21 protein-coding genes, 1 tRNA gene and 1 riboswitch are annotated in these 21,901 nt (G+C 58.7%); of the genes, 14 read left to right on the plus strand and 8 right to left on the minus strand.

Annotated features, from left to right (window positions below; all coding sequences use genetic code 11):
• Positions 1 to 10 precede the first annotated feature (10 nt).
• From choW to panC, 5 genes are all read left to right on the plus strand, one after another.
• A complete protein-coding gene (gene choW / locus SJY36_RS05850) occupies positions 11 to 844 on the plus strand; it encodes a choline ABC transporter permease subunit (RefSeq protein ID WP_386173594.1) in 834 nt (277 codons plus the stop codon).
• Between the two features lie 8 nt (positions 845 to 852).
• Entirely contained in the window at positions 853 to 1,881 is a 1,029-nt protein-coding gene (choV, locus tag SJY36_RS05855; protein WP_243251690.1) for a choline ABC transporter ATP-binding protein, read from the plus strand.
• Between the two features lie 69 nt (positions 1,882 to 1,950).
• Positions 1,951 to 2,892: a DMT family transporter gene (locus tag SJY36_RS05860; protein WP_386173597.1), complete on the plus strand. Its 942-nt coding sequence runs from the start codon at positions 1,951 to 1,953 to the stop codon at positions 2,890 to 2,892.
• A gap of 157 nt (positions 2,893 to 3,049) precedes the next feature.
• A complete protein-coding gene (gene panB / locus SJY36_RS05865; RefSeq protein WP_237278834.1) occupies positions 3,050 to 3,877 on the plus strand; it encodes a 3-methyl-2-oxobutanoate hydroxymethyltransferase in 828 nt (275 codons plus the stop codon).
• Positions 3,874 to 4,719, plus strand: coding sequence for a pantoate--beta-alanine ligase (panC, locus tag SJY36_RS05870; protein ID WP_386173599.1), 846 nt, complete (start codon positions 3,874 to 3,876; stop codon positions 4,717 to 4,719). Before panB ends, panC begins: the two co-directional genes overlap by 4 nt.
• A gap of 73 nt (positions 4,720 to 4,792) precedes the next feature.
• Here the strand turns inward: panC and SJY36_RS05875 are convergent, their stop codons facing one another.
• From SJY36_RS05875 to SJY36_RS05900, 6 genes are all read right to left on the minus strand, one after another.
• A complete protein-coding gene (locus SJY36_RS05875) occupies positions 4,793 to 6,310 on the minus strand; it encodes a catalase (RefSeq protein ID WP_386173601.1) in 1,518 nt (505 codons plus the stop codon).
• A gap of 104 nt (positions 6,311 to 6,414) precedes the next feature.
• Positions 6,415 to 7,182: an ABC transporter ATP-binding protein gene (locus SJY36_RS05880; protein ID WP_005852524.1), complete on the minus strand. Its 768-nt coding sequence runs from the start codon at positions 7,180 to 7,182 to the stop codon at positions 6,415 to 6,417.
• Positions 7,179 to 8,207 carry a FecCD family ABC transporter permease gene (locus SJY36_RS05885; RefSeq protein ID WP_386176456.1) on the minus strand — a complete coding sequence of 343 codons (1,029 nt, stop codon included), beginning with the start codon at positions 8,205 to 8,207 and terminating at the stop codon, positions 7,179 to 7,181. The genes SJY36_RS05880 and SJY36_RS05885 overlap by 4 nt, the downstream gene beginning before the upstream one ends.
• A gap of 20 nt (positions 8,208 to 8,227) precedes the next feature.
• Positions 8,228 to 9,244 (minus strand): ABC transporter substrate-binding protein, encoded by a 1,017-nt coding sequence (locus SJY36_RS05890; protein WP_386173604.1) that lies wholly within the window; start codon positions 9,242 to 9,244, stop codon positions 8,228 to 8,230.
• 143 nt (positions 9,245 to 9,387) lie between these two features.
• Positions 9,388 to 9,587, minus strand: a riboswitch (cobalamin riboswitch).
• 122 nt (positions 9,588 to 9,709) lie between these two features.
• Positions 9,710 to 9,784 (minus strand) — tRNA-Glu (locus tag SJY36_RS05895).
• 183 nt (positions 9,785 to 9,967) lie between these two features.
• The gene (locus SJY36_RS05900) at positions 9,968 to 10,915 is read right to left on the minus strand and encodes an SDR family oxidoreductase (RefSeq protein ID WP_386173606.1); all 948 of its coding nucleotides are present in this window, start codon (positions 10,913 to 10,915) and stop codon (positions 9,968 to 9,970) included.
• A gap of 167 nt (positions 10,916 to 11,082) precedes the next feature.
• Here SJY36_RS05900 and SJY36_RS05905 point away from each other — a divergent pair, with 167 nt between their 5' ends.
• The gene (locus SJY36_RS05905) at positions 11,083 to 11,979 is read left to right on the plus strand and encodes an AraC family transcriptional regulator N-terminal domain-containing protein (protein WP_386173608.1); all 897 of its coding nucleotides are present in this window, start codon (positions 11,083 to 11,085) and stop codon (positions 11,977 to 11,979) included.
• Between the two features lie 16 nt (positions 11,980 to 11,995).
• Here the strand turns inward: SJY36_RS05905 and SJY36_RS05910 are convergent, their stop codons facing one another.
• Positions 11,996 to 12,289, minus strand: coding sequence for a zinc-binding dehydrogenase (locus SJY36_RS05910; protein WP_386176458.1), 294 nt, complete (start codon positions 12,287 to 12,289; stop codon positions 11,996 to 11,998).
• Positions 12,290 to 12,610: 321 nt separating this feature from the next.
• On the opposite strand from SJY36_RS05910, the gene SJY36_RS05915 reads away from it, so the two are divergent.
• Entirely contained in the window at positions 12,611 to 13,882 is a 1,272-nt protein-coding gene (locus SJY36_RS05915; protein WP_237273468.1) for a site-specific integrase, read from the plus strand.
• A gap of 99 nt (positions 13,883 to 13,981) precedes the next feature.
• Here the strand turns inward: SJY36_RS05915 and SJY36_RS05920 are convergent, their stop codons facing one another.
• Entirely contained in the window at positions 13,982 to 14,155 is a 174-nt protein-coding gene (locus SJY36_RS05920; RefSeq protein WP_386173610.1) for a hypothetical protein, read from the minus strand.
• Between the two features lie 410 nt (positions 14,156 to 14,565).
• On the opposite strand from SJY36_RS05920, the gene SJY36_RS05925 reads away from it, so the two are divergent.
• The 7 genes from SJY36_RS05925 (at position 14,566) to SJY36_RS05955 (ending at position 21,896) form a co-directional block, all read left to right on the plus strand.
• A complete protein-coding gene (locus SJY36_RS05925) occupies positions 14,566 to 14,901 on the plus strand; it encodes a hypothetical protein (RefSeq protein WP_386173612.1) in 336 nt (111 codons plus the stop codon).
• Entirely contained in the window at positions 14,898 to 15,404 is a 507-nt protein-coding gene (locus tag SJY36_RS05930) for a hypothetical protein (protein ID WP_386173614.1), read from the plus strand. Before SJY36_RS05925 ends, SJY36_RS05930 begins: the two co-directional genes overlap by 4 nt.
• 259 nt (positions 15,405 to 15,663) lie before the next feature.
• Positions 15,664 to 15,960: a hypothetical protein gene (locus SJY36_RS05935; RefSeq protein WP_386173616.1), complete on the plus strand. Its 297-nt coding sequence runs from the start codon at positions 15,664 to 15,666 to the stop codon at positions 15,958 to 15,960.
• On the plus strand, positions 15,960 to 16,505 hold the full coding sequence (locus SJY36_RS05940; RefSeq protein WP_386173618.1) for a hypothetical protein: 546 nt from the start codon (positions 15,960 to 15,962) through the stop codon (positions 16,503 to 16,505). Before SJY36_RS05935 ends, SJY36_RS05940 begins: the two co-directional genes overlap by 1 nt.
• A gap of 325 nt (positions 16,506 to 16,830) precedes the next feature.
• Complete coding sequence (locus SJY36_RS05945; RefSeq protein ID WP_386173620.1) at positions 16,831 to 17,601, plus strand: hypothetical protein; 771 nt, start codon at positions 16,831 to 16,833, stop codon at positions 17,599 to 17,601.
• Positions 17,602 to 17,664: 63 nt separating this feature from the next.
• Complete coding sequence (locus tag SJY36_RS05950; RefSeq protein WP_386173622.1) at positions 17,665 to 20,508, plus strand: DUF927 domain-containing protein; 2,844 nt, start codon at positions 17,665 to 17,667, stop codon at positions 20,506 to 20,508.
• Positions 20,509 to 21,290: 782 nt separating this feature from the next.
• On the plus strand, positions 21,291 to 21,896 hold the full coding sequence (locus tag SJY36_RS05955) for a recombinase family protein (RefSeq protein ID WP_386173624.1): 606 nt from the start codon (positions 21,291 to 21,293) through the stop codon (positions 21,894 to 21,896).
• The last annotated feature ends 5 nt before the right edge of the window (positions 21,897 to 21,901 follow it).

Genomic DNA, 21,901 nt, shown 5'->3' on the forward strand with positions numbered 1-21,901 from the left:
GGAGGTTCCCATGAACTGGCTCACCGATAACAAGATCCCGATTGATGACGCCGCAGAGGCGGTTTTTGATTGGCTGCTGATCAACGCGGGTTGGCTGTTCGACGGGCTGGCCGTCGCGATGGAGTGGTTGATTGACGCGATCCTCTGGGTGCTGCAAACGCCACATCCGCTGATCGTTATCGCTGTCTTTGGCGCGTTGACCTGGGCGATCCAGCGCAACTGGAAAACCCCGCTGCTGATCGTGTTGGGGTTTTTGTTCATCCTTAATCAGGATTACTGGGAAGAAACCACCGAAAGCCTGACGCTGGTGCTATCGGCCTGTGTGGTCTGCATGGGCGTCGGTGTTCCCATCGGCATCGCCGCGGCGCATCGACCGCGCATGTACCGCTATATGGCACCCGTGCTGGACCTGATGCAGACGCTGCCCACCTTCGTCTATCTTATTCCCGCGATTGTCTTTTTCGGCATCGGCATGGTGCCGGGGCTGATCGCGACGGTGATCTTTGTCCTGCCCGCGCCGATCCGGTTGACGCAGCTTGGTATCGCCTCCACCCCCAAGGCGCTGCTTGAGGCCGCGCAGGCTTTTGGCGCGAAGCCCAGCCAGACCCTGTGGAAGATTGAACTGCCCTATGCGCTGCCACAGATCATGACCGGTCTGAACCAGACGATCATGCTGTCGCTGTCGATGGTGGTGATCGCGGCCCTCGTGGGGGCGGATGGTCTTGGCGTGCCGGTGGTACGCGCGCTTAATCAGGTGAACACGGGGCTTGGCTTTGAATTGGGGCTGATCATCGTCGTGGTCGCCATCATGCTGGACCGGATGCTACGGGTGACACGTAAATGAGCGATCAAATGACCAACCCCGCAAACGCTGTCGAATTCGACAATGTGTCCATCGTCTTTGGCCCGAAACCGGCCAAGGCGCTGCCCTTGATGGATGCCGGACAAGACCGTGCCGAAATCGAGGCCGAGACAGGGCAGATCCTCGGGGTGCATAACTGCACGCTTGACGTCAAACAGGGCGAGATCCTTGTGCTGATGGGCTTGTCCGGCTCTGGCAAATCCACCTTGCTACGCGCGGTCAACGGGTTGAACCCGTTGGTGCGTGGATCGGTGCGGGTACATGATGGCGACTGGAGCTGCGATGTCACCGCCAGCTCTGCCGCTGATCTGCGCCGCGTGCGCCGCGAATGTGTGTCGATGGTGTTCCAGCAGTTCGGATTGCTGCCGTGGCGCACGGTGCGCGACAACGTGGCGCTTGGGCTGGAACTGGCCGATGTCCCCAAACGCGAACGGCTTGAACGGGCAGAGGCGCAGCTCAAGCTCGTTGGTCTGGCAGATTGGGCTGACCGCAAGGTCAGCGAACTGTCGGGCGGGATGCAGCAACGCGTGGGGCTGGCCCGCGCCTTTGCCACCGAAGCCCCGATCCTGCTGATGGACGAGCCTTTCTCGGCCCTTGATCCGCTGATCCGCACCCGGCTGCAGGACGAGTTGCTTGATCTGCAACGCGAGTTGAAACGCACGATCATCTTCGTCAGCCATGATCTGGACGAAGCCTTCAAACTGGGCGGGCGCATCGCGATTATGGAGGGCGGGCGCATCGTGCAATGCGGCACCCCGCGCGAGATTTTTTCGAACCCCGCGTCGGACTATGTGGCGGAATTCGTGGCCAATATGAACCCGCTTGGCGTGCTGACTGCCCGCGATGTGATGGGCCCGCCCGCCGCGACATCGGGCGGGGCCGTCGCCGCCGAGACGCCGGTGGCCGAGCTGATTGGCAAGATCGGCGATGATGCGCAGGCGATCCCCGTGGTCGAGGACGGAGAGACGATCGGCACCGTGACCGCAGGCAGTATCGTATCGCGCTTGCAGTCCGAATGATGCTTTGACCTCAGGCGCTTGGCGGGTCATCACTACGCCACAGGACCGCTCAGTGCAGGGGATGACAGGATGACGGATCAGGAAAGCTCGGGCCGCCAGAGCAATGCACTTGGCGTGGCAGGTGTGCTTTTTGCAGGCATTGTCTGGGGCACCACCGGCACCGCCGCGACCTTTGCCCCTGACGTGAGTGCTGCGGCGATCGGTGCCGCGGCGATGGGGATCGGCGGCATCGCGCAGGCGCTGCTGGCGCTGCGGGGCATCACCCAAGCGCGTGCGCAGCTTTGGCAGCAGCGCGGGTTGCTGCTGCTGGGGGCCTTGGCGGTGATGATCTATCCGCTGGCGTTCTATGGCTCCATGCGGTTGGCGGGGGTGACCATCGGGACCGTCGTCACCATCGGCACCGCGCCCCTGTTTGCCGCGCTGATTGAATATGTGATGGAGCGATCCTTGCTGACCCTCCGGTGGAGCCTTGGCGCGCTGGCGGGCGTCGCTGGCATGGTGCTGATCTGTCTGGCCGAGGGCGGGCATGGGGCCGTGGGGGGCACCAATGTGCCGCTTGGGGTCGTGCTGGGTCTGCTCGGCGGGTTTACCTATGCGCTTTATAGCTGGACGGCGCGCGCGATGATGCTGCGCGGCCTGCGGTCTTCGGTGGCCATGGGTGCCACCTTTGGACTGGGCGGGCTGATGTTGATACCTGTGCTACTGGCGACCGGCGGCCCGCTGCTGGCCTCGTGGGGGAACGCGGCGGTCGGGCTTTATATGGCGTTTGTGCCGATGTTTCTGGGCTATATCTGTTTCGGCTACGGGCTGTCGCGGGTGCGGGCGAGTACGGCCACGACCCTGACGCTGATCGAGCCGGTGGTCGCAGCACTGCTGGCCGTTGTCGTGGTGGGCGAACGCTTGCCCCCCCTTGGTTGGGCGGGCGTCGGGCTGGTCGTGCTTTGCCTGCTGGTGCTGACGGTGCCCACGGGGCGGGGCGCGCAGCCAGTGGCTCCGATCCCGCCCAAGTAGTATCCGATTTGCCTGACGCAGCGACATGGGTAAAATTCATGCGCTTTTGCTACCTACATTGCGGCGTTTTAGTCTAGAAGCATCGCCAAGCCGCCCCATGCCCCGCCATGGCCCCGATAGATTGCAATGACGACCTTACCAAAAAGGACCGCCACAGATGAGCGCCACAGCCCGTAAGACCGCCCCCATGCCGACGGATATTCTGGCCCGCAAAGGGGGGGCTCCGCTGGTGAGCCTGACCGCCTATACCACGCCGATGGCGCAAGTGATGGATGGCATCTGCGATTTCGTGCTTGTGGGCGATTCAGTGGGGATGGTGCTGCACGGGCTGCCCTCGACGCTGGACGTCACGATGGAGATGATGATCCTGCACGGTCAAGCGGTGCGGCGCGGGCTGACCCAGTCGATGTTGGTGATCGATATGCCCTTTGGCAGCTACGAGCAAAGCCCGGCCCAAGCCTTTGAGAACGCGGCACGTTTGATGCGTGAAACCGGTGCCGGTGCGGTCAAGCTTGAAGGGGGGGAGGTGATGGAAGACACCATCGCCTTCCTGACCAAACGCGGCATTCCGGTGATGGCGCATATCGGCCTGACGCCGCAGTCGATCCACACGCTTGGCGGGTACAAGGTGCAGGGGCGCGGTGCGGCCGCCACGCAGCTGATGGCCGATGCGCAGGCGGTGACGCGGGCGGGGGCCTTTGCCGTGGTGCTTGAGAAAGTACCGCAGGCTTTGGCGGACCAGATCACTGAAACGGTCGCTATTCCCACCATCGGCATCGGTGCGTCAGCACAATGCGACGGGCAAATTCTGGTGGTCGATGACATGCTGGGGCTGTTCACCGCCTTCAAGGCGAAATTCGTAAAACGCTATGCCCATCTGGGCGATGACGCAAAGGCCGCGGTGCAGGCCTATGCCGACGAGGTCACGGCGCGATCCTTCCCCGGACCCGAGCATGTATTTTCTGACGAGGTTTCCAAAACATGACACCCGAAATTATCCGCACGCTGGTTGAACTGCGCAGCAAGGTCGCCGGATGGAAAGCCGCGGGCGAAAGCGTCGCCGTGGTGCCGACGATGGGCGCGCTGCATCAGGGGCACCTGAGCCTCGTGCGGGCCGCAAAAGAGGCGTGCGACCGTGTGATCGTGACGATCTTCATCAACCCCAAACAATTCAACAACCCTGAGGACTACAAGAACTACCCCCGCACCGAGGAAGAGGACGCGCGCAAGCTGATCGCGCTGAAGGCGGATGTCGTCTATGTGCCAGATGGGGAACAGATGTACCCCTACGGTTTCGCGACGACTGTGTCGGTCGAAGGCATCACCCAAGGGCTGTGCGGGGCGCATCGGGCAGGGCATTTCGACGGGGTGGCCACCATCGTGACCAAACTCTTCACCCAGACCCAGGCGGACAAGGCATTCTTTGGCGAAAAGGATTATCAGCAGCTTCAGGTGGTGACCCGTCTGGCGCGTGATCTGGACCTGCCGATAGAGGTGATCGGCTGCCCCACCATCCGCGAGGAGGACGGTCTGGCCATGTCCTCGCGCAACCTGCTGCTGTCGGATCGCGCCCGCACCTGGGCCCCCGAACTTCACCGCGCGATGGAGGAGATGTCAGAGGGGCTGCTTGCTGGTGGCGATCTCGAAACGCTCCGCGCGGCGGCAGTGTCGCGGGTGGAACGTGCGGGCTTTACGCAGGTGGAATACCTTGACCTGCGATCTGCTGACCAGTTGGAGCTGATGACCACGCCCGACCGCCCCGCACGTCTGTTGGCCGCCGCGTGGCTGGCCGGTGTGCGGCTGATCGACAATATCGCCGTCGGTTAAATCGCTCTGGAATATGCAAAAAAGCGGGGCCCGCGAAGGCCCCGCTGATTGTCTGGCTTGAAATGGGTCGGCGTTACTTGCCGCCGATGCTGAGGGCAGAGGCCATGCCGGGGGCTTTGGATTCCCCGCCCAACTTCTCGCGCACACTGGCCTCGATCTTGTCGCCGGTGTCCTTGTCGATGTTGCGCCAGTATTCAAAGGCACGGACCAGCACCTTTTCGCTTACACCGTCGCACAGGTGCCCCACCACGTTCGATACCAGACGCGCGCGGGCATCTGCATCCATCACCTCGCGGACAAGCTTGCCGGCCTGGCTCCAATCATCGTCATCGGGGCGCAGGGTATAGGCCTGACGTACCATGTCGCCATCGGAATACCATAGGCCCGCTTCATGCTGATGCGGCTGCGCAGAGGGCCCACCATACGAGTTGGGCGCGTACACGGGATCAGAGACTTTTTCGGTCCGGCCCGCGCCGTCTTTCGAATAGCTATGGGTGGGCGAGACAGGTTTGTTGACCGGAATTTGCTTGTAGTTGACACCCAGCCGCGCGCGGTGCGCGTCCGCGTAGGAAAAACCCCGTGCCAACAGCATCTTGTCTGGCGACAGACCCACGCCCGGCACCATATTGTTCGGCTCGAACGCGGCCTGTTCGATCTCTGTATGGAAATCAGTGGGGTTGCGGTTCAGGGTCAGCTTGCCGACCTCGATCAGCGGGTAGTCCTCGTGCGGCCAGACCTTGGTCAGATCAAACGGGTTGATGCGATAGGTCTTGGCATCCTCGTAAGGCATGATCTGCCACTTGAGCGTCCAGCTCGGGTAGTTCCCGTCGCGGATGTTGTTGAACAGATCGGCGCGGTGGTAGTCGCCGTTGGTCCCCGCCAGCTTGCCGGCTTCATCCTGGCTAAGGTAGGCATTTCCGTCGCCCTGATCGGTGTGGAAGTGGAACTTGACCCAGAATTTTTCACCCTCGGCATTGACCAGCGAATAGGTGTGGCTGGAATACCCGTTCATCTCGCGCCAGTTTTTCGGAATCCCACGGTCGCCCATGAGATAGGTCACCTGATGCGCGCTTTCGGGCGAGAGCGTCCAGAAGTCCCACTGCATATCGTGGTCGCGCATGTTGTTATCCGCACGGCGTTTCTGGCTGCGGATGAACTGCTGGAACTTGATCGGATCGCGGACAAAGAAGATCGGGGTGTTGTTGCCGACCATGTCAAAGATGCCTTCGTCGGTGTACATCTTGATCGAAAAGCCACGTGGGTCGCGCCATGTGTCCGGGCTGCCGCGTTCGCCTGCCACGGTCGAAAACCGCATCACCACATCGCATTTCGCACCGGGCTGGAAGATATTCGCCATCGTGTACTTCGACACGTCTTGCGTCGTCTCAAAGGTGCCAAATGCGCCCGAGCCTTTGGCGTGTGGCTGGCGCTCTGGAATACGTTCGCGGTTAAAATTCGCCATCTGTTCAAGCAGATAGTGGTCATTCAGCACGATCGGGCCATCGGGGCCAACGGTCAGCGAATGTTCATCGCTTTGAACGCGAATGCCGGCGTCTGTGGTTGTGGGAGGGGTTTGCTTCTTGTCGGTCATCTGTAGCTACTCCTTCAGGGTCCACAGGCAAAACCTGTAGCGTGACGGATAGTTCCCGTCCAAATGTGTAAGGAGTTGAATAGAAGTGTGGCCGCTTGGCGCGCTTAATGGGTCGCCGTGTGAAAGCGGATCACCTGCGCGTTATCCGCCGGATCGACAAGGAAATGCCCGCAGACGCCAAAGACCTCGCGCAGTAGGGTTTCGGTCATGATCTCGGAGGGGGTGCCGATGGCGCGCAGCTTGCCATCTTGCAAGACGCAGATCCGGTCGCAGAGCGTGGCTTGGTTCAGGTCATGCAGGGCGATGATCGCCGTTGTCGGCAAGCGCTGGATCAGTTCAAGGATCGACAGCTGGTGGCGGATATCCAGATGGTTCGTCGGCTCGTCAAGCAGCAGCACTTGCGGCCTTTGGGCCAGTGCACGGGCGATATGAACGCGCTGTTGTTCACCGCCCGACAGCGTGTGCCAGTGGCGGTCGCCAAACCCCGACAGATCCACATCCGCCAGCGCCTGCGTGACGATGGCGTCGTCCCCTGCGCTCCACCCGCGCAGGGCGGACAGCCATGGAGTGCGGCCCAGTTCAACGGCATGGCGCACGGTGATGCGATCTGCGGTATCGGCGTGTTGTTCGACCAGGGCCAGCCGCTGCGCGATATCGCGCTGGCGCATCTTTGCAAGCGGTGCGCCGTCCAGTTCGACCCGCCCGCGCGAGGGTTTCTGAATACCGGCAAGCATATGCAGCAACGTGGATTTGCCGGACCCGTTCGGCCCGATAAGCCCCAGCTTTTCGCCCGGCCGCAAGGACAGGGACACGTCGTTGACGATGGCGCGGTTGCGCACCCGCCAGCCCAGTTCGTGACAGGACAGAATCATGGCGACGTCCTTTTGCCAATCAGGATCAGCGCAAAGACGGGCGCGCCGACCAAAGCGGTCACCACCCCGATGGGCAGCACTTGGCCCGGTACGATCACTCGCGAAACCACATCGGCAAAGACCAGAAACACCGCCCCCGCCAGTGCGGAAGCAGGCACAAGGATCGCATGACGATGCCCCACGACGATACGCATGGCATGGGGGATCACCAGCCCGACAAAGCCGATCGCTCCCACCACCGAGACCATCACCGCCGTGACCAACGCCGCCGTGCCGATCAGCAGCAGCTGCACGCGGCGCACCGGAATGCCCAAGGACGCGGCGCTGTCGCTGCCGAAGGTAAAGGCATCCAGCGCGCGGGCGTGCCACAGGCAGGCCAGCAGCCCGATCATCGCCGCGGGCAGGGCGCTTAGTATATCGGGCCAGCGCACGCCCGACATATTCCCCAAAAGCCAGAACATGATGGCACGGGCCTGTTCGGCATTGGCTGATTTCGTGATCATCAGCGCGGTCAGGGCGTTGAACATCTGGCTGCCCGCGATACCGGCCAGCACGATCACGCCCGCGGCCCGCAGGCCCACACCGCCCCCCGCCGCCTGCGCCAGCAAGGCGACAAAGGCAAAGGCCACCAGCGCCCCGCTGAACGCACCGATAGACAGCGAGATGGCACCCCCCCCCAGCCCGAGGATGGTCACCGCCACAGCACCCGTGGACGCCCCCGCAGAGATGCCCAGCAGATAGGGATCCGCCAGCGCATTGCGCAGCAGTGCTTGCAGCACAACGCCCGACAGCGCCAGACCGGCGCCGCAGCACATTGCCACCACGGCCCGCGCCATGCGGTAGTTCCACACGATGCCCTCGTCGATCTTGTCCACCGCATAGCCCGCGTTCAGCGCCTTGTTGGCCAGCACCTTCAGCACCACCAGCGGCGGGATAGAGACCTCGCCGATGGCCGCACCAAACAGCAATGCGGCCAGCAGCACCGGCGGGATGATCACCCACCAGTGCCACTGCGGCCTGCGCATCACAGAGCGGTCGATTGCGGTCATTCGGCTAGATCGAAACCGGACAGCGCGTCAGCCATCGTTTCCAGCGCATAGATCGCACGCACGGTCGGGTCCATCGCGTGGGCGTCCATGGTAATGATGCGGCCCTCTTTCACCGCGGTCATCTCGCGGGCGACGGGGTCGTTCATCAGGAAGGCGCGCTTTTTCTCGATGTCATCCGCAGGGAAGCGGCGGCGGTCCATTTTGGCAAGCACGATGAACGTCGGGTCGGATTTCGCCAGAGTCTCCCATCCGACCAGCGGCCATTCCTCGGCCGAGGTCACGACGTTTTCAACGCCAAGCTTGTCCATCATATAGGCGGGCACACCCTGTTGACCTGCGACATAAGGGTCCGCCGCCATCTCGGACGACGAGAACCAGAACAGCGCCGAGGTGCCTTGCGGCAGGTTCAGCGATTTGGCTTTCTCGACCGCCTTTGCCTCGCGCGATTGCAGGTCTGCCAGCAGCGCGGCACCGGCGTCTTGCGCGTTGTAGATGAGGGCGAGCTCTTCGATGCTGGTATACAACTGCTGGGTCGTGAACAGTTCGGATCGCGTGCCGTCCGCACCGACAGAGTTATCCTTGGCCGCGCAATCGGTGGGCATCACATAGGTCGGCACGCCCACCTCGTGAAAGCTGTCGCGGGTGCCGACCATACCTTCGGGGCCGACGTGCCATTCATACATCACGGTGACCAGATCGGGGCGTTTGCCCAACACGCTTTCAAAGCTGGGGTCGTTGTCCGCCAACCGTTCAATCGCATCGTTTGTCTCTTTGAACTCTGGCAAAACGGGGCTGAACCAGACAGAGGTTCCCGCGATCCGGTCCTGCTGGCCCAGCAGATACAGGATCTCTGTCGTGGATTGCCCGATGGTCACGGTGGTCTGGGGGGGCGCGTCAAAGCTGAGCGTGTGGCCGCAGTTGTCGATGGTCAGCGGATAGTCTGTATCTGCGCCAAGCGCGGTGCTGCCTGCAAGGCTCGCAATCAGGGTCAGGCTGGAAAAAAATGTTTTCATATCAAGGGCTCCGGTTGGTCCGATGCCGGGGTCTTTGAATAGAAAGAGAAGGGGCCAGCCAAACGGCACGCGGGCGCATTTTGGTCTGCGCGTAAGGTAAGATCCGGTCCCATCATCATCCTCTCCCGAGCAACCCCGCCCGGTGTTTCAGGTTCAGTGTCGGCAGGTCTCCTGACTGACGGATCGCGGCTGTCCCCGCCTTCCCGGACCTTTAGGCCCAGTGGCATGATGGAGGTAGCTCACCGTCTACAGTTGCGGGGGCAGTTCCGGTTCATCCACACCAAAGCGCGGATGGCGAATTCCCTATTATTTCCCGAAGGAAACCGACCCGGTTTCGATGACAGTTGTCCGCCCACCCGTCAAGTTGCGTTTTTGCGGTCGTCATCGCGGGACAAAGGCAAATAACGCAGGCCACGGGTCCGCAGAATGGGCGAGAGGCAAATAACAAACGGATGGAAAACCAAGTGGCAGCCCGTAGGGGAGTCGAACCCCTCTTTTCAGGTTGAAAACCTGACGTCCTAACCGATAGACGAACGGGCCACTTAACTTGTGAGCGCTTCTTTAGGCAAAGCCATCGGCGGGCGCAAGTGCAAGCCGCATGAGAAAGCGGGGAAACACGGCAAAAAAATCACAGATTTTGATGCCGTATTCCAAGGGGCGTATGGCGAGGGGGATCGTCGCGTGAAACGCGCGCCGCGCGCGGGATGAAGGCGCGCGTTTCCCTTAGATTTCCCAGTGAAAACCTGTCGCTTTTTCGGAGACGGTCCAGAGTTTCTCCATCACGGGTTTGTCGTAGGCATGGGGATTCAGTGTGCCTTTGCCAACGGGCCCTCCGGTTTGCAGCCATCCGGTCGGGCCATAAAGCGCGCGCTGCGCCAGCCCGTCTTCGGTCGCGCACATGACCTCGGGATACGCGCCTTTTTCGGCGGATTGCACCATTGGCGTCTTGCTCATCATCCACCAGGTGACCCGTGTGAAAAGCCCGCCGCTTGTGCTGATCAGCGAGGTCGCCGACGCGCCGGGGTGGCAGACATACACCTCAACGCGACTGTCGGTGGCTTTTAGCCGGTCCTGAAGCTCATAGGCAAACATCATCTGCGCCAGCTTGCTTTGGCTGTAGACCGCGTTGGCGCTATAGTTCTTGTCCCAGTTCATGTCGTCGAACTGGATCGTCTTGATCCCCATGTTGTACCCGAGGCTGGACACCACAACGATCCGGCCCGCGCTTTCCTGAATGCGATCAAACAGCATCCCACACAGCAGGAAGTGTCCGTAGTGGTTGGTGCCAAGCTGGCTTTCGAACCCGTCAACGGTCAGCTGCTGTGTCGGCACCTGCGCGATGGCAGCGTTGCAGATCAGCACGTCAATCCGGGGAACGGTGCGTTTCACCTCCTCCGCCGCGGCGCGCACGCTGGCCAGATCAGACAGATCCATCCGCACAAAGCTCACCTCGGCGTTGGCACCGAACGTGTCCTTGAGCGTTTTGACCGCTGCGATGGACTTGTCGGCGTTGCGGTTCAGCATGACGACTTTTGCCCCCTTGGACAGCAGGATGCGCGTGGCCTGAAAGCCCGCACCGGCGGTCGTGCCGGTGATGAGATATGTTTTCCCCTTGAGCGATCCAAGGCGATCAGGTGTCCAGCCTTTGGGTCCGAAAGTCGTGTCCTTCATCGTCATGTTCCTTTTCGATGTCAGCGCGGCAGCGATACGCGCTGTGTTTGATGTTGAAGGGTAAATAGCTCTCGGTTGGCTCTCAAAACAGGCGAGATCGTCGCGAATACTTGCCTGATTGTATCACGCGCTTGCGAAAGGCGAATGTGACGCAGTAGATTGCCCACATGAGCAAAGACCAGATCAGACAGCTAATCCGGAACAACGCGACCCAAGAGGGGCTGACGGGAACCGGCATTGACGGGGTGCGCCTGTTTCGGGCCACGCAGGCGATTCCGTGCGTACCGGCGGTCTATGAACCCAGCGTTATTGCTATCGTCAGCGGCGCGAAAGAGGCCGTGCTGGACGGGCACAGGTACATCTATGACGACAGCCGATATATGTGCTGCCCGATGTCGATGCCGGTGAAGGCGGGCACGCCGACCGCCTCTGCCGAAAGCCCGCTCTACGGGGTTATCATTTCGCTCGATAAGCGGGTGATGACAGAACTGTCGATGGAGATGGAAAATACCGGCAATGTGATTCCCGAGGTCAAAGGCGGTTTGCGCGCGCAGGGGATCAGGCTGGCCGCTTGGGATGATGCCTTTGCCGACGCGCTGCTGCGTTTGCTGCAGTTGGGTGGCAATCCGGCGGATACGGCGATCCTTGGCGAGGCACGGCTGCGCGAGCTTTACTACGCGATCCTGAAGGGGGAGGCAGGGCGCTTTGCCAGACAGGCCTTCGGCGCGGGCAATGCGATTGCACGGTCGATCGCGCATGTATCCTCTCACCTGGACGCGCCGATCTCTATTGATGATATGGCGTCCCGCGCCGGGATGAGCCGCGCCGCCTTTCACCGCAAGTTCAAGCAGGTGACGACGATGGCCCCGATCCAGTTTGTCAAATCCATGCGGCTCAACAATGCGGCGATGAAGATCGCAGGCGGCATGTCAGTGAACGAGGCGGCGGTCGATGTGGGATATGTCAGCCCGTCGCAATTCAGTCGCGAATTCAGGCGGATGTACGGGAAATCCCCGCGCCAATGGGGGGATGCCCAGCAGTTTCCGGTTGAAATGGGCCAATAAGGGGCTGGTGGTAGGATCAGACGCCTACAACCACCTTGCCGATGGCCCGCGCGCTGGTCGGGCGGTCATAGGCTTCGCCCACCGTATCAAGGTCGACCCTCTGGTCATCAAGCAAGGGCTCCAGCGCCCCTGCGTCCACAATCTCTGCCAGTTTGGTCAGCTCGGCAGCTTCGAACGAAGCGTCGTCACCGTAGGCGGTAAGGGTCTTGGCTTTCATGCTGGTCATCTTCGCGTGATGCCTACCTGAAGATTGCCATGATTTATCTAATTGACCTGATTGTGAGCCCGGTTTTCTGATTATGGATATAATTGGTTAGGCGCAAACTGTGTTCGAAGACATCAGAGCTTAGCCGTCCAGTCCGCCGCGCGAGATCAAACAGCGCAGAAACAGCGGCAAACACATCTCGCCCGGGCTCATGGCGCATTGTCTTCAGAATGTCGGGTAAGGGCACAAGTGGCAGCCCGTAGGGGAATCACACAGGGCTAAATGTAGAACATGCTTCAATATCAATTAAATAAAATCAATTACTTAACGAATTTTAGATTCTATTTGCACAACATGTAGTTGGGGGTTAGTTTGGGGGTCAGTTCTTAGGGGTGCGAAGCCCGACCAATAGAAAGTGACTTCCAGATGTCAAAACTGAAAGCGGCAGAGCTACAGGGTCTACCTGTTAAGAAGCACCATGACGGCGCAGGGTTATACTTCGATAAGAAAAAGCGGGGCGCGTCATGGATATACAAGTACACGCTGAACGGCGCAGCGCGGGAAATGGGTTTGGGTAAGTATCCTGAAGTATCACTGGCAAAGGCCAGAGAGCTGGCGTCGAAGGCCCGGGGCATTAAGGCAGAGGGACGCGATCCTATAGCAGAACGTACCGCCGTTAGGCGGCAAGGGGTTACCTTTGAAGAAGCTGCCCGGGAGTATTGGCAAGTACATTGCCAGCATTACGCAAGGCCCCTGAATTGGCTGCGGGGCATGGAATTGAATGTCTTTCCGCACATCGGTCGCAAGGGCGTCGCAGACCTCACCGCCGATGATCTTATCAAGTTCCTCAAACCTATGTGGGGGCAGGAGAAGACACGCAAGCTGCGCCAATGGATTAACGCTGTAGTTGGCTACGTGTCGGTAGATGATCCAAGAGTCGACCGCGATCTAATGGACCGTGTCGCAAATCGCCTAGGGCCTCAGAACATCGAACATGAAAACCATCCTGCAATCCCGTGGCAAGACGCGCCTGCGCTATGGTGTGCGTTACAGGACACGTCCGTAGGCCTCTCCATGAAGCTGCTCATGCTGACAGGCGTTCGCGTCAACTGCATCGTCATCGCGGAGTGGTCTGAATTTGACTTCAAAGAAAAGGTTTGGACCATCCCAGCGGGCAGGGTGAAGCACTGGGAGTACGTCTTCCGCGTCCCCCTGACGGGGGCCATGATCGACATTCTACGAACTGCACGGCGCAAATGGGGCGGAACGGGGTATGTCTTCCCGTCAGAGGCATCGAAGAGCGGGCATCTTAGTAACAATGCGCACCGCCTTTGGCTCCGCAAGTATGAATGGAAAGATGCAGAGGGCCGTCTCGCCACAGCGCATGGTCTGCGGACCACGTTCCGCAATTGGTCGGATGACGTTCTGCGTATCGACTTCATGCTAGGTGAGCATATCATCCAGCACATGAAGGGCCGGGGGGATCGCGATCAGCGTGCCTATCTACGTTCCGATAAGCTGGAGAGGCGTCGCGAGGTTCTAGAAGAATGGGATACCTATTTACGCAGCCTCGCGGAGGAGCGTTACCGCAGTGATAAGGAGCGGCGCTCCTTGGATGACGTGATTGAGCTTAGTAGTGGGCGAACGAAGCGCGAGGTTCTGGAATGGGTGCATAAGGAAATGACACATGAGGAGTGAGTCGCGTTAGCGGCAAGGCTTGTCAGGCTTACAGAGAGGCCCCTGACGGGGCCTCTGCTCATTCTATATACCATCCCGCCAAAGCATCGCGGATAGGGCCTACGCTGGCTCTCCTAGTACTTCCAGAGCTTCAAGCGCATCGCGCAAGTGGGCCGCTACTTCGACCTTCATTTCCTTACTGAAATTGAGCTGAGCCGCGTTAGCGGCGCGGTCTGTCAGCGCAATTAAGAGGGCATGAGCCTGAGCCTGGGCTTGGTCGGTGGTCTGTTGCATGATTCGTCTTCTCCGTTTTGAGTTTCTATAAGTCAAAACTACGTTGAGAAATAAGCCACTGTAAAGGTTAGATTAAATCACATTCGGTGTCATTTTTCCGACATCGCGTCACAATTTCTTACATATTTAGATGTTCTGATTCATGTTTATGACCCTATGTCAAGCATAAAATTGACAAAAGCTGCAATTTGGGTTAGGTTACGTTAACACCAGAGTTTAAAATCAACAAAAATGAGCAGGAAATAATGAATATAACAGTTTTTGACTACGCAGATGCCGTCGGTGTCCATCTAGGCACTGCGCGGCGGCGGTTGGAGTGCGTACCGCGCGACGTGCGGTCAAGGCCGCACCGCTTTGGGCTGGCAGATGCCCTCCTAACCCTGAAGCAAAAGGAAGTGGATGACGGGGCCATGCGGCGGCTGGTCGCTACAGTCTCAGTCAACGGCGACCGCCTGTACGTCGCTGATGATGTGACTGCTGCAAAGGCGCTGTTTGCCTTGCTTCCGCAGGATTGCCGTGCACGTTTTGATGTAGCGCGTAGCCTCTTCTTTGCGTCGGTGGCGAACAGTGCGATGGCCGTGCCTTCCGTCATGGAATCTGTTGGGACCCTTTCGGACCTTCTGCTCCTGCAACGTGACGTTTTGCGATGTGTCGTCGGAGTCGATGCGACCTGCGATGTCGCAGGTATTGCCCCAGCGTTTGCGCTCGTCAATTGCAACAATTCTTACCTTGAGGAGGCTGCATGATGTCCCAGAATTTCGAAACATTCACCAATATCGTTAATTCCAGCCCTGTTTTGACAGATCGATTTTCTGCACTAGTACAGGACACGATCAGCGCTGCCAGAGAGCGGCACGGTGTAGACCTCACCATCGAAGACTGTACCTCCATCGCGGAGCTACGCAACGCGACACTCGGGGCCGAGCTGGATCGCGACGAGCTGGACCGTCAGTTGCAGGAGCTACCGAAGCTCTCAGACAGCAAGCTCAAGGTTGATGTGGCGGCTGGCGATCAGGAAGCCATGGCGGTGGCATTGCAGAAGGTTAACGCTGGCAAGGAAGCAGTGCACCATGAGCGCAGCAGTGAAGACCGCGCTCGGCGAATTTCGCTGGCTCGCGAACTGGGCATCGCAACGCCACCGCCCGTGCAAGATGATCTTCGATCCCGCGCTGAAAAGATTGAGCTTTTGCAAGAGGTTAAGAACCCGGCGAAGCGTGTTGCGCTGGCAAGAAAGTGGGGGCTGCTGTGAGCCGCGAAAGCTTTCTAGATTCAATCACAAGTGACGATCACAGCGATGCTTCAGCACGGCCTCGAAAGCGATCTAGGAAAGAAGCTCAAAGGCGCAAGGCGGTCAGAGAAAAACTTGAACGAGGCCTAGAGCGCCGAGCGCGGGATCAAGATCAAGCATCGTGAAAGAATACTGGCCTGCCCACGCGGCCAGCCCATCCGGCGGCGACGGGAGAAACGTCGCCGGATCACCTCCAACAACTAAGAGAAAGAACTGATAAATGTACGAACAGACGGCAGGTTTGAGCACGCAGCTCGCCAGATTTTTGACAAATTCGATGGAGGCGTTTGAAGCACGCGGCCAAGGATTTTACGTCAACTTTAACCGCTTAAAGCGCGAACTGGATGACGATGCAGTTCTGACCATGTCGGTGCTGCTTCAAGCTGGTTTTGCCCAGTCTACAAACACCGATGGAGAGTGGACCACGGCACGCGGTTCCGCTGGTAAGACTAACCTTTTTAAAGCGTTCCCGGACGGTGGACTGGTAGATATCTTAGACGTGTTGGAGCCGGTGTGATGGCAGCAGAATTGCCCAACAAGCGGCACGAGGAATTTGCGAGGCTTATCGCCGGTGGAGTCAAGCAACGAGATGCATATGCCCGGGCCGGATATGCGAGCGCGAACAACAGAGCGGCGGCATCGCGCCTCGCGAAGAAGGTGGCAGCGCGAGTCGAGGAGCTGCGGCAAGAAGAGTCAATCAGGATATATGCCAGCATGGGCGCAAGAAGCTCAAGCGGGAGCCTCGCTGACCTAGGCATTACCATTTCTTGGTGTGCAGAACAGTATCGTAAAATTTTATCGAAGGCCCGCGCCTCTGGCGACTGGAAGTCAGCTACAGACGCGACGCGGTCCTTGGAAAAGTTGATCCGAGATGCAGAAACGCGGGGCAGTGACGCACCTAAGACCAGCGGTCAAAAGATCGATATTGATCACATGATGTCGATCCTGTCCAAGTTTGCCGCGCCTTCAGTACAGATCGTCGATGATCACCCAGCGACAGATGCAGAGGTTTCGCCAATGGCACGCAACCGAGCCTTGGGCAAAGCTGCCGAGCACGACTGAACAAAAAACGCCGCCCCGGGGGGAGCGGCGCATGAGGTGGGAGAAAGAAACCACCTCTGAAACACAGGGACACAAAATCCTGATGTTATAAACATAACCCGGATTGCCTGTAATTGTCAAGCGTTTTCTGGGCTTTAGCGGTTTTTCGTGACCGGGGCGCTACAAAAAACGGAAAACATCAAAATCACAAAATGATTCGTTGATCGAATCGTGATTCACAATTACTAAAAAGAGGCAAGCGAAATTGTAAAAGAGATTTCAGCTTGAAGCTAAAATAACACAGCAGCCCAGTTTGGGCGAAAAAGAGAGAAAGAGACTACGATCTATGACTACTACCCAGCGCAGCGATGCGCCAACTATCAGCGATCTTGAAGCTGCGCCGGAAGAAACGATTGCCAACCCCTTCGCGGAGGCAGGTCTGAACCTGTTCGGCCTCAAGGGGGAACCTAAGTGCGCGGAAGAATATGCCGCCATCTTGCAAGATCATGCTGAGACAAATGTAATCAATATCGCCGACTACCAAGACGGCAGCCGGGAAGTTCTTGCTGGTGAAGATGCATCTTCTGCTCCCGAGCTACTGAACGACGCTGAAATCCTTGGCACCGAGCCGGAAGGATTTGCAGAGTTTATTGGGCGTGAGGCTACTCTTCTCGTAGGCGAGATGTGGGGTGCGCGTGATCGTCGTAACACCCAAGATTCAGAATGGGTATCTCCCACCATGTCTTGGAGCAATTGGGTCATAGGGGGAGCTGGAAACGGCAACGCTCCTGCATGGGGCTTCTCCCGACACCCTGCTGGGAAGAACAAGGCTGGGCCATGTATCGTGCTCGGATCGTCTGTAGGTGGTGCACGCAAGGCCAAGGCCATGGACACCATGTACGCTATGGGTCTGGATATCGACTCCGGCGCAAAGCTCGATGACGTTCTCGTGGATATTGAGGAGAAGGGCCTTCTGTGTCTTGTCTATACTTCGTACAACAACGGTACCAGTGGTCTTGAGCTAAAGCGTGATGAAGTTCTTCGAAAGCTGAAGATCACCCGCGACCCGACCGAGGCCGAGATCAGACAATATCTGCGCGAGTTTGACAAGAATTGATATGAAGATTCGTTCATTTCAGAGTGCAAGATCAGTACGCAGAAAAGTCAAACAACTGAAGGGGTGAAGATTATTCTTTCTACCCCGCCGCTTGAAAAGTTTCGTCTAATCTTTCCTCTGGAGACACCTGTAAAGCTTATCGACCTCGCTGACACGCAGCAGGCCTCCTTGGACCTGTGGGAAGACAAGATCACCGGTCTAGCCCAGAATGTGCTTGGTATCCATTTCGATACCTCCTGTACCGATCCAAGCCGCCTATTCTACACGGCACGACACCCCAAGGGATCCACGGATTGGTATGCCGCTGTGGTGATGGGTACTCCCCTAAAGTTCGATGACGTCGAGCCGATGCGCAAGAGCACCTACACGTCCAATCGGGAGGTGAACGCCTTCACGATGGCGGCAGACATGTCTGGCGACGAACGTCCGCCGATGGCGCTGACACCGTCCGGGAAGAGCCTGAACGACTGGCACCGTACCGCGAAGGACCGCTTCATGCTCGCGGACCTGATGGAGACCCTGTGCCCAGATCGTGTGCGCAACGCAGGTGGTGAAGCACAGGGACACGTCCACACCGAATGCCCCTTCGAACATGAGCATAGCTCTGAAGGTGGTACAGCGACGATGGCGGTTAACGCAGTGGACTCTCAGTCGGAGTATTGGACTTGGTTCTGTCACCACGATTCATGCCAAGGCCGCCATAAGCTGCAGCACCTTGAAGAGGCTCTTCGGCAGGGATGGTTCGAGGAAGATGCGCTTTTCGATATGGACCTTGGCTTCATGCTCGCGGCAGCGGATGGAGAAATTGATTCATTTGAAACGGAAGAAGCGAAGGAAGACCGCCGCGCCGAAGTTCTGGGGGGCCTGATTGCCGAAGCCAAGGTGCTGGACAACCAGTCCTCCGACCGGGCTGTCTCGGAGCTGCTGACGCAGGCCTACACCAATTTCGACGTGATCGGCGAAACAGGCAAGGCCGCGCTTCTAGAGGCAATTGCAAGCGAAACCAGTTTGGGCGTCCGTAAGCTGGAACCGATGTGGAAGCGTATTGCCGAGGAACACGCGTCGGCCTTGGTTGCCGAGGAAGCTCGTCGTCGTGCTGAGATGGAGACGCCGAACTATGTTTCGGTGTCTGAGGCCACGCCGGACTCTGTCAGCAATGCCGCCGCCGCGTCCAAGTGGTTGCCCAGCGGATTCGTACATCGTGACGGCTGGTTTGCGCAGGTGCGGGACGACAAGGCGATGCGCGTCTCTCGCGAGTTTGAAGTGCTCTATTGCGCCGATGGCGAAAAGGGCAGCACCCGGACCAACGAAGTGACGATCCGGTACCAGCACCGAACAAATTCGCTGGGGATTGTGGAATCCACTTTCCGAATTGGCGACACGTACAAGGACAGTGGCACCATCTTAGGGCGGCTGAGAAACGAAGGACTCGACTTCGCGCCGAGTGCCCCGACCGAGGCAGTCCTGACCCTGCTCCGTGCCGTTAATTCCGAACGGGAAGCCGTTTACGTGGAGCAGTCTGGGTGGCTGTCCGACAAGGTGTATGTAAGCCCTACGGGGGAAGTGGTGAAGCATCCGGCAGACGAGCGTCTGTACGTGTTGGATCACACGATGCGGGTCAGCGATGCCAAGGCCGGGAATTTAGTGATGGCAGTAGAGGCCGCGTCAGCGGCGCTGCGCGGGCGCAACGCAAAGCGTTTTCTGCCGGGTTTCTTGGGTGGTCCCGTCGGGTGCCTCGCCGACTTCCTAGACGAAGAACTGGCCGTGATTGTTGCCAACGAAGGCAAGGCTAAGCATGGTAAGACGACTTCGCTTAAGGCAGGTATTTCATGGTTTGCCGTCGCGTCGGCGGAAGGTCTTCTGATCACAGGAAATACTACTCCGACTGCGCAGGAAGGCAAGGCAGTTGTGGCATCCGGGGCTATGTTCGCTGCCGATGAACAGGGCACGTCGAAGGCAACCGCAAACGACGAACAGGCCAACGCCTTACAGTTTGCCGGTCGTATCGGGCGAGCACGGGGCAAGACGGACGGCGCATTGCGCGACGTGAATACGTGGCACGGTTGCATGGGCATGTCGACGGAACGCGGGCTGCTGGATCGGCTGGAGGCAGAGCAGGCGCAGGATAGCAGTATCGACATTCGTTCGGGTGCACTGTCGCGCATCTTCACCGTGAGCTACGACTCTGCGGTCAAGTTGGATCGGGAAGAAGATGCCGCCGAACTGGCCGCGTATGACGTGCTGGCGCATGGCGGGGCATATGGATGGCTGGGTCCGATGTTTGCCGCTAAGCTGATTGAGCTGGGCGTGGATGAGGTGCGGGGGCGCGTTAGCGCCTTGGTGTCGGAATGGGGAAAGGGCAGGTCAGGTGCGGCGGAGCGGGTTGTAAGGACCGCTGCACTGTTCGGTGTCGCGGCGCAGATCGGGCAGGAAGCCGATCTTTTGCCCCAAGATGTCAACTTGAAGGCGATGCTGTCGGAACTTCTGACCGAGACGCTGGACCAGCGGGCGCACCATCTCGACACCGAACGGCAGGTCAAGGACGCCCTGCGGCGCACGATTATTCGAATGGTGAACCGCCGACAGATTGTCGAAGTCGGGCACGCAGACGAAGCTAGAGGAGAAATAGTCGGATACTGGACGTCGAAGAGCAAGTTCGATGACCTCGCCGCCCGAACCTACATCCTGCCTGTTGATCGTCTGGGGATGCTAGTAAAGACCGAGACCGGTGCGCTGGTGGACCAGATGCGTGAGGAGAGCGCAGTCGTTCTGCCGAGTGCAGGCACCAAGTTCTTCAAGCGAGGGCTTTGGGAAAACACCCCCGGCGAAGGTAAGAAGGTGCTCAGCCTTCGGATCACGGGCGAATGGGTGCACGGCGACCTCGACACCGACGAAGTTGCCGCCTGAAATGCACATCGTCCCCCCACGGGGGGACGATGGGGGGACGGGTTGGGGGACGAAGAATTAGGCTATAAACCCTTATTTTATTGACGGAAACAGTCCCGTACCCCCTTGTACCCCTTGTACCCCTTGTACCCCTAAAAAATAGATACCTTCTTGAAACCTGTATCTTTTCTATGGGTCACACCCGCCCTAAGAAAACTTTGCCCCGCTGCCCCCGAGTGTATTTTTCAGGGGAATTGGGGGGATTGGGGGGGATGCGACTGATAAGCTTCTGGATTTAAAGGATAATTCATTGTGACATCCGTCCCCCCGCCGTCCCCCCAAGGGGGGATGCCCAAACCAGCCTCCAGTCGCATCGCGACCCTGATCGCGCAACCCGCCAAAATCGCTGCCAAAATATTCAATATGTTGAATTTGTCCATAAAACACAGGGGCTTCGGCCCCTGTAACCGGCAGGTGGCAAAGTTGCTCGTATAATCACATTAGGGTAATAAAATTACTTTATGGCAAAGTGGGCATTCCACCCGCTAACGCGGGGAATACCATCAACCCACATCACCGACACGCTGGCCTATTGCCCCTACGACCTATCGAGTGGGCATCCCCCGCGTTAGCGGGAACCAGAACGCCGCGTCCCTTCGGTTTCTGATCTGGATTACTATCAATAGAGATGTCCCTAAAGATATTTGATAGATATCTTGGATTCGCTATCAATAGAGGCTGGACTCCATCCTAGTGATACACTATCTCTTGATCCAGTAGCATGTGATAAAGGAGGGAGTATCGTGGAAAACTGGGGTTATGTGAGGGTGAGCACGAATGCCGATAAGCAGGCTGCTACATGGCAACATCAAGCAGACCTGCTGACGCAGGCAGGCGCAACGAACATCTTCAAAGAAGAGTTGAGTGCTGGCCATCACCGACCTATCTTTGAAGACATGCTAGAGCAGGCAATGGACCGTGCGGAACAGACAGGCCAGCCCGTCAACGTCCACATCACTAAGATGGACCGCGCCTTCCGGGATATTGAGCATGCTATCCGGACCGTGAAGCGCTCACACAAGCACGGGGTCCGCTTCACACTACATGACATAGCCAAGACGCCTCTGGACCCCACGGACGCCGCGCAGAGCCTTCACTTCCACGTGCTTGCCGCTATCGGGCAGTTCGAGAAAGACCGCTTTGCTGAGCGTCGCGCCATCGGGATCGCCAAGGCGAAGAAAGAAGGCAAGTACAAGGGCAGAGCACCTACGGCACGGGCTAAGTCAGCCGAAGTGCTGGCACTCCACACCCGGGAATTCAAGGCACCTGAGATCGCCAAACAGCTAGGTATCGGGGTTGCATCCGTCTATCGCATCCTAGCCGCCCACAAGGCCAAGGCTGACGCCTAGCACGT

The sequence above is a fragment of the Sulfitobacter sp. R86518 genome, assembly GCF_042466275.1.
GTDB lineage: Bacteria > Pseudomonadota > Alphaproteobacteria > Rhodobacterales > Rhodobacteraceae > Sulfitobacter > Sulfitobacter pontiacus.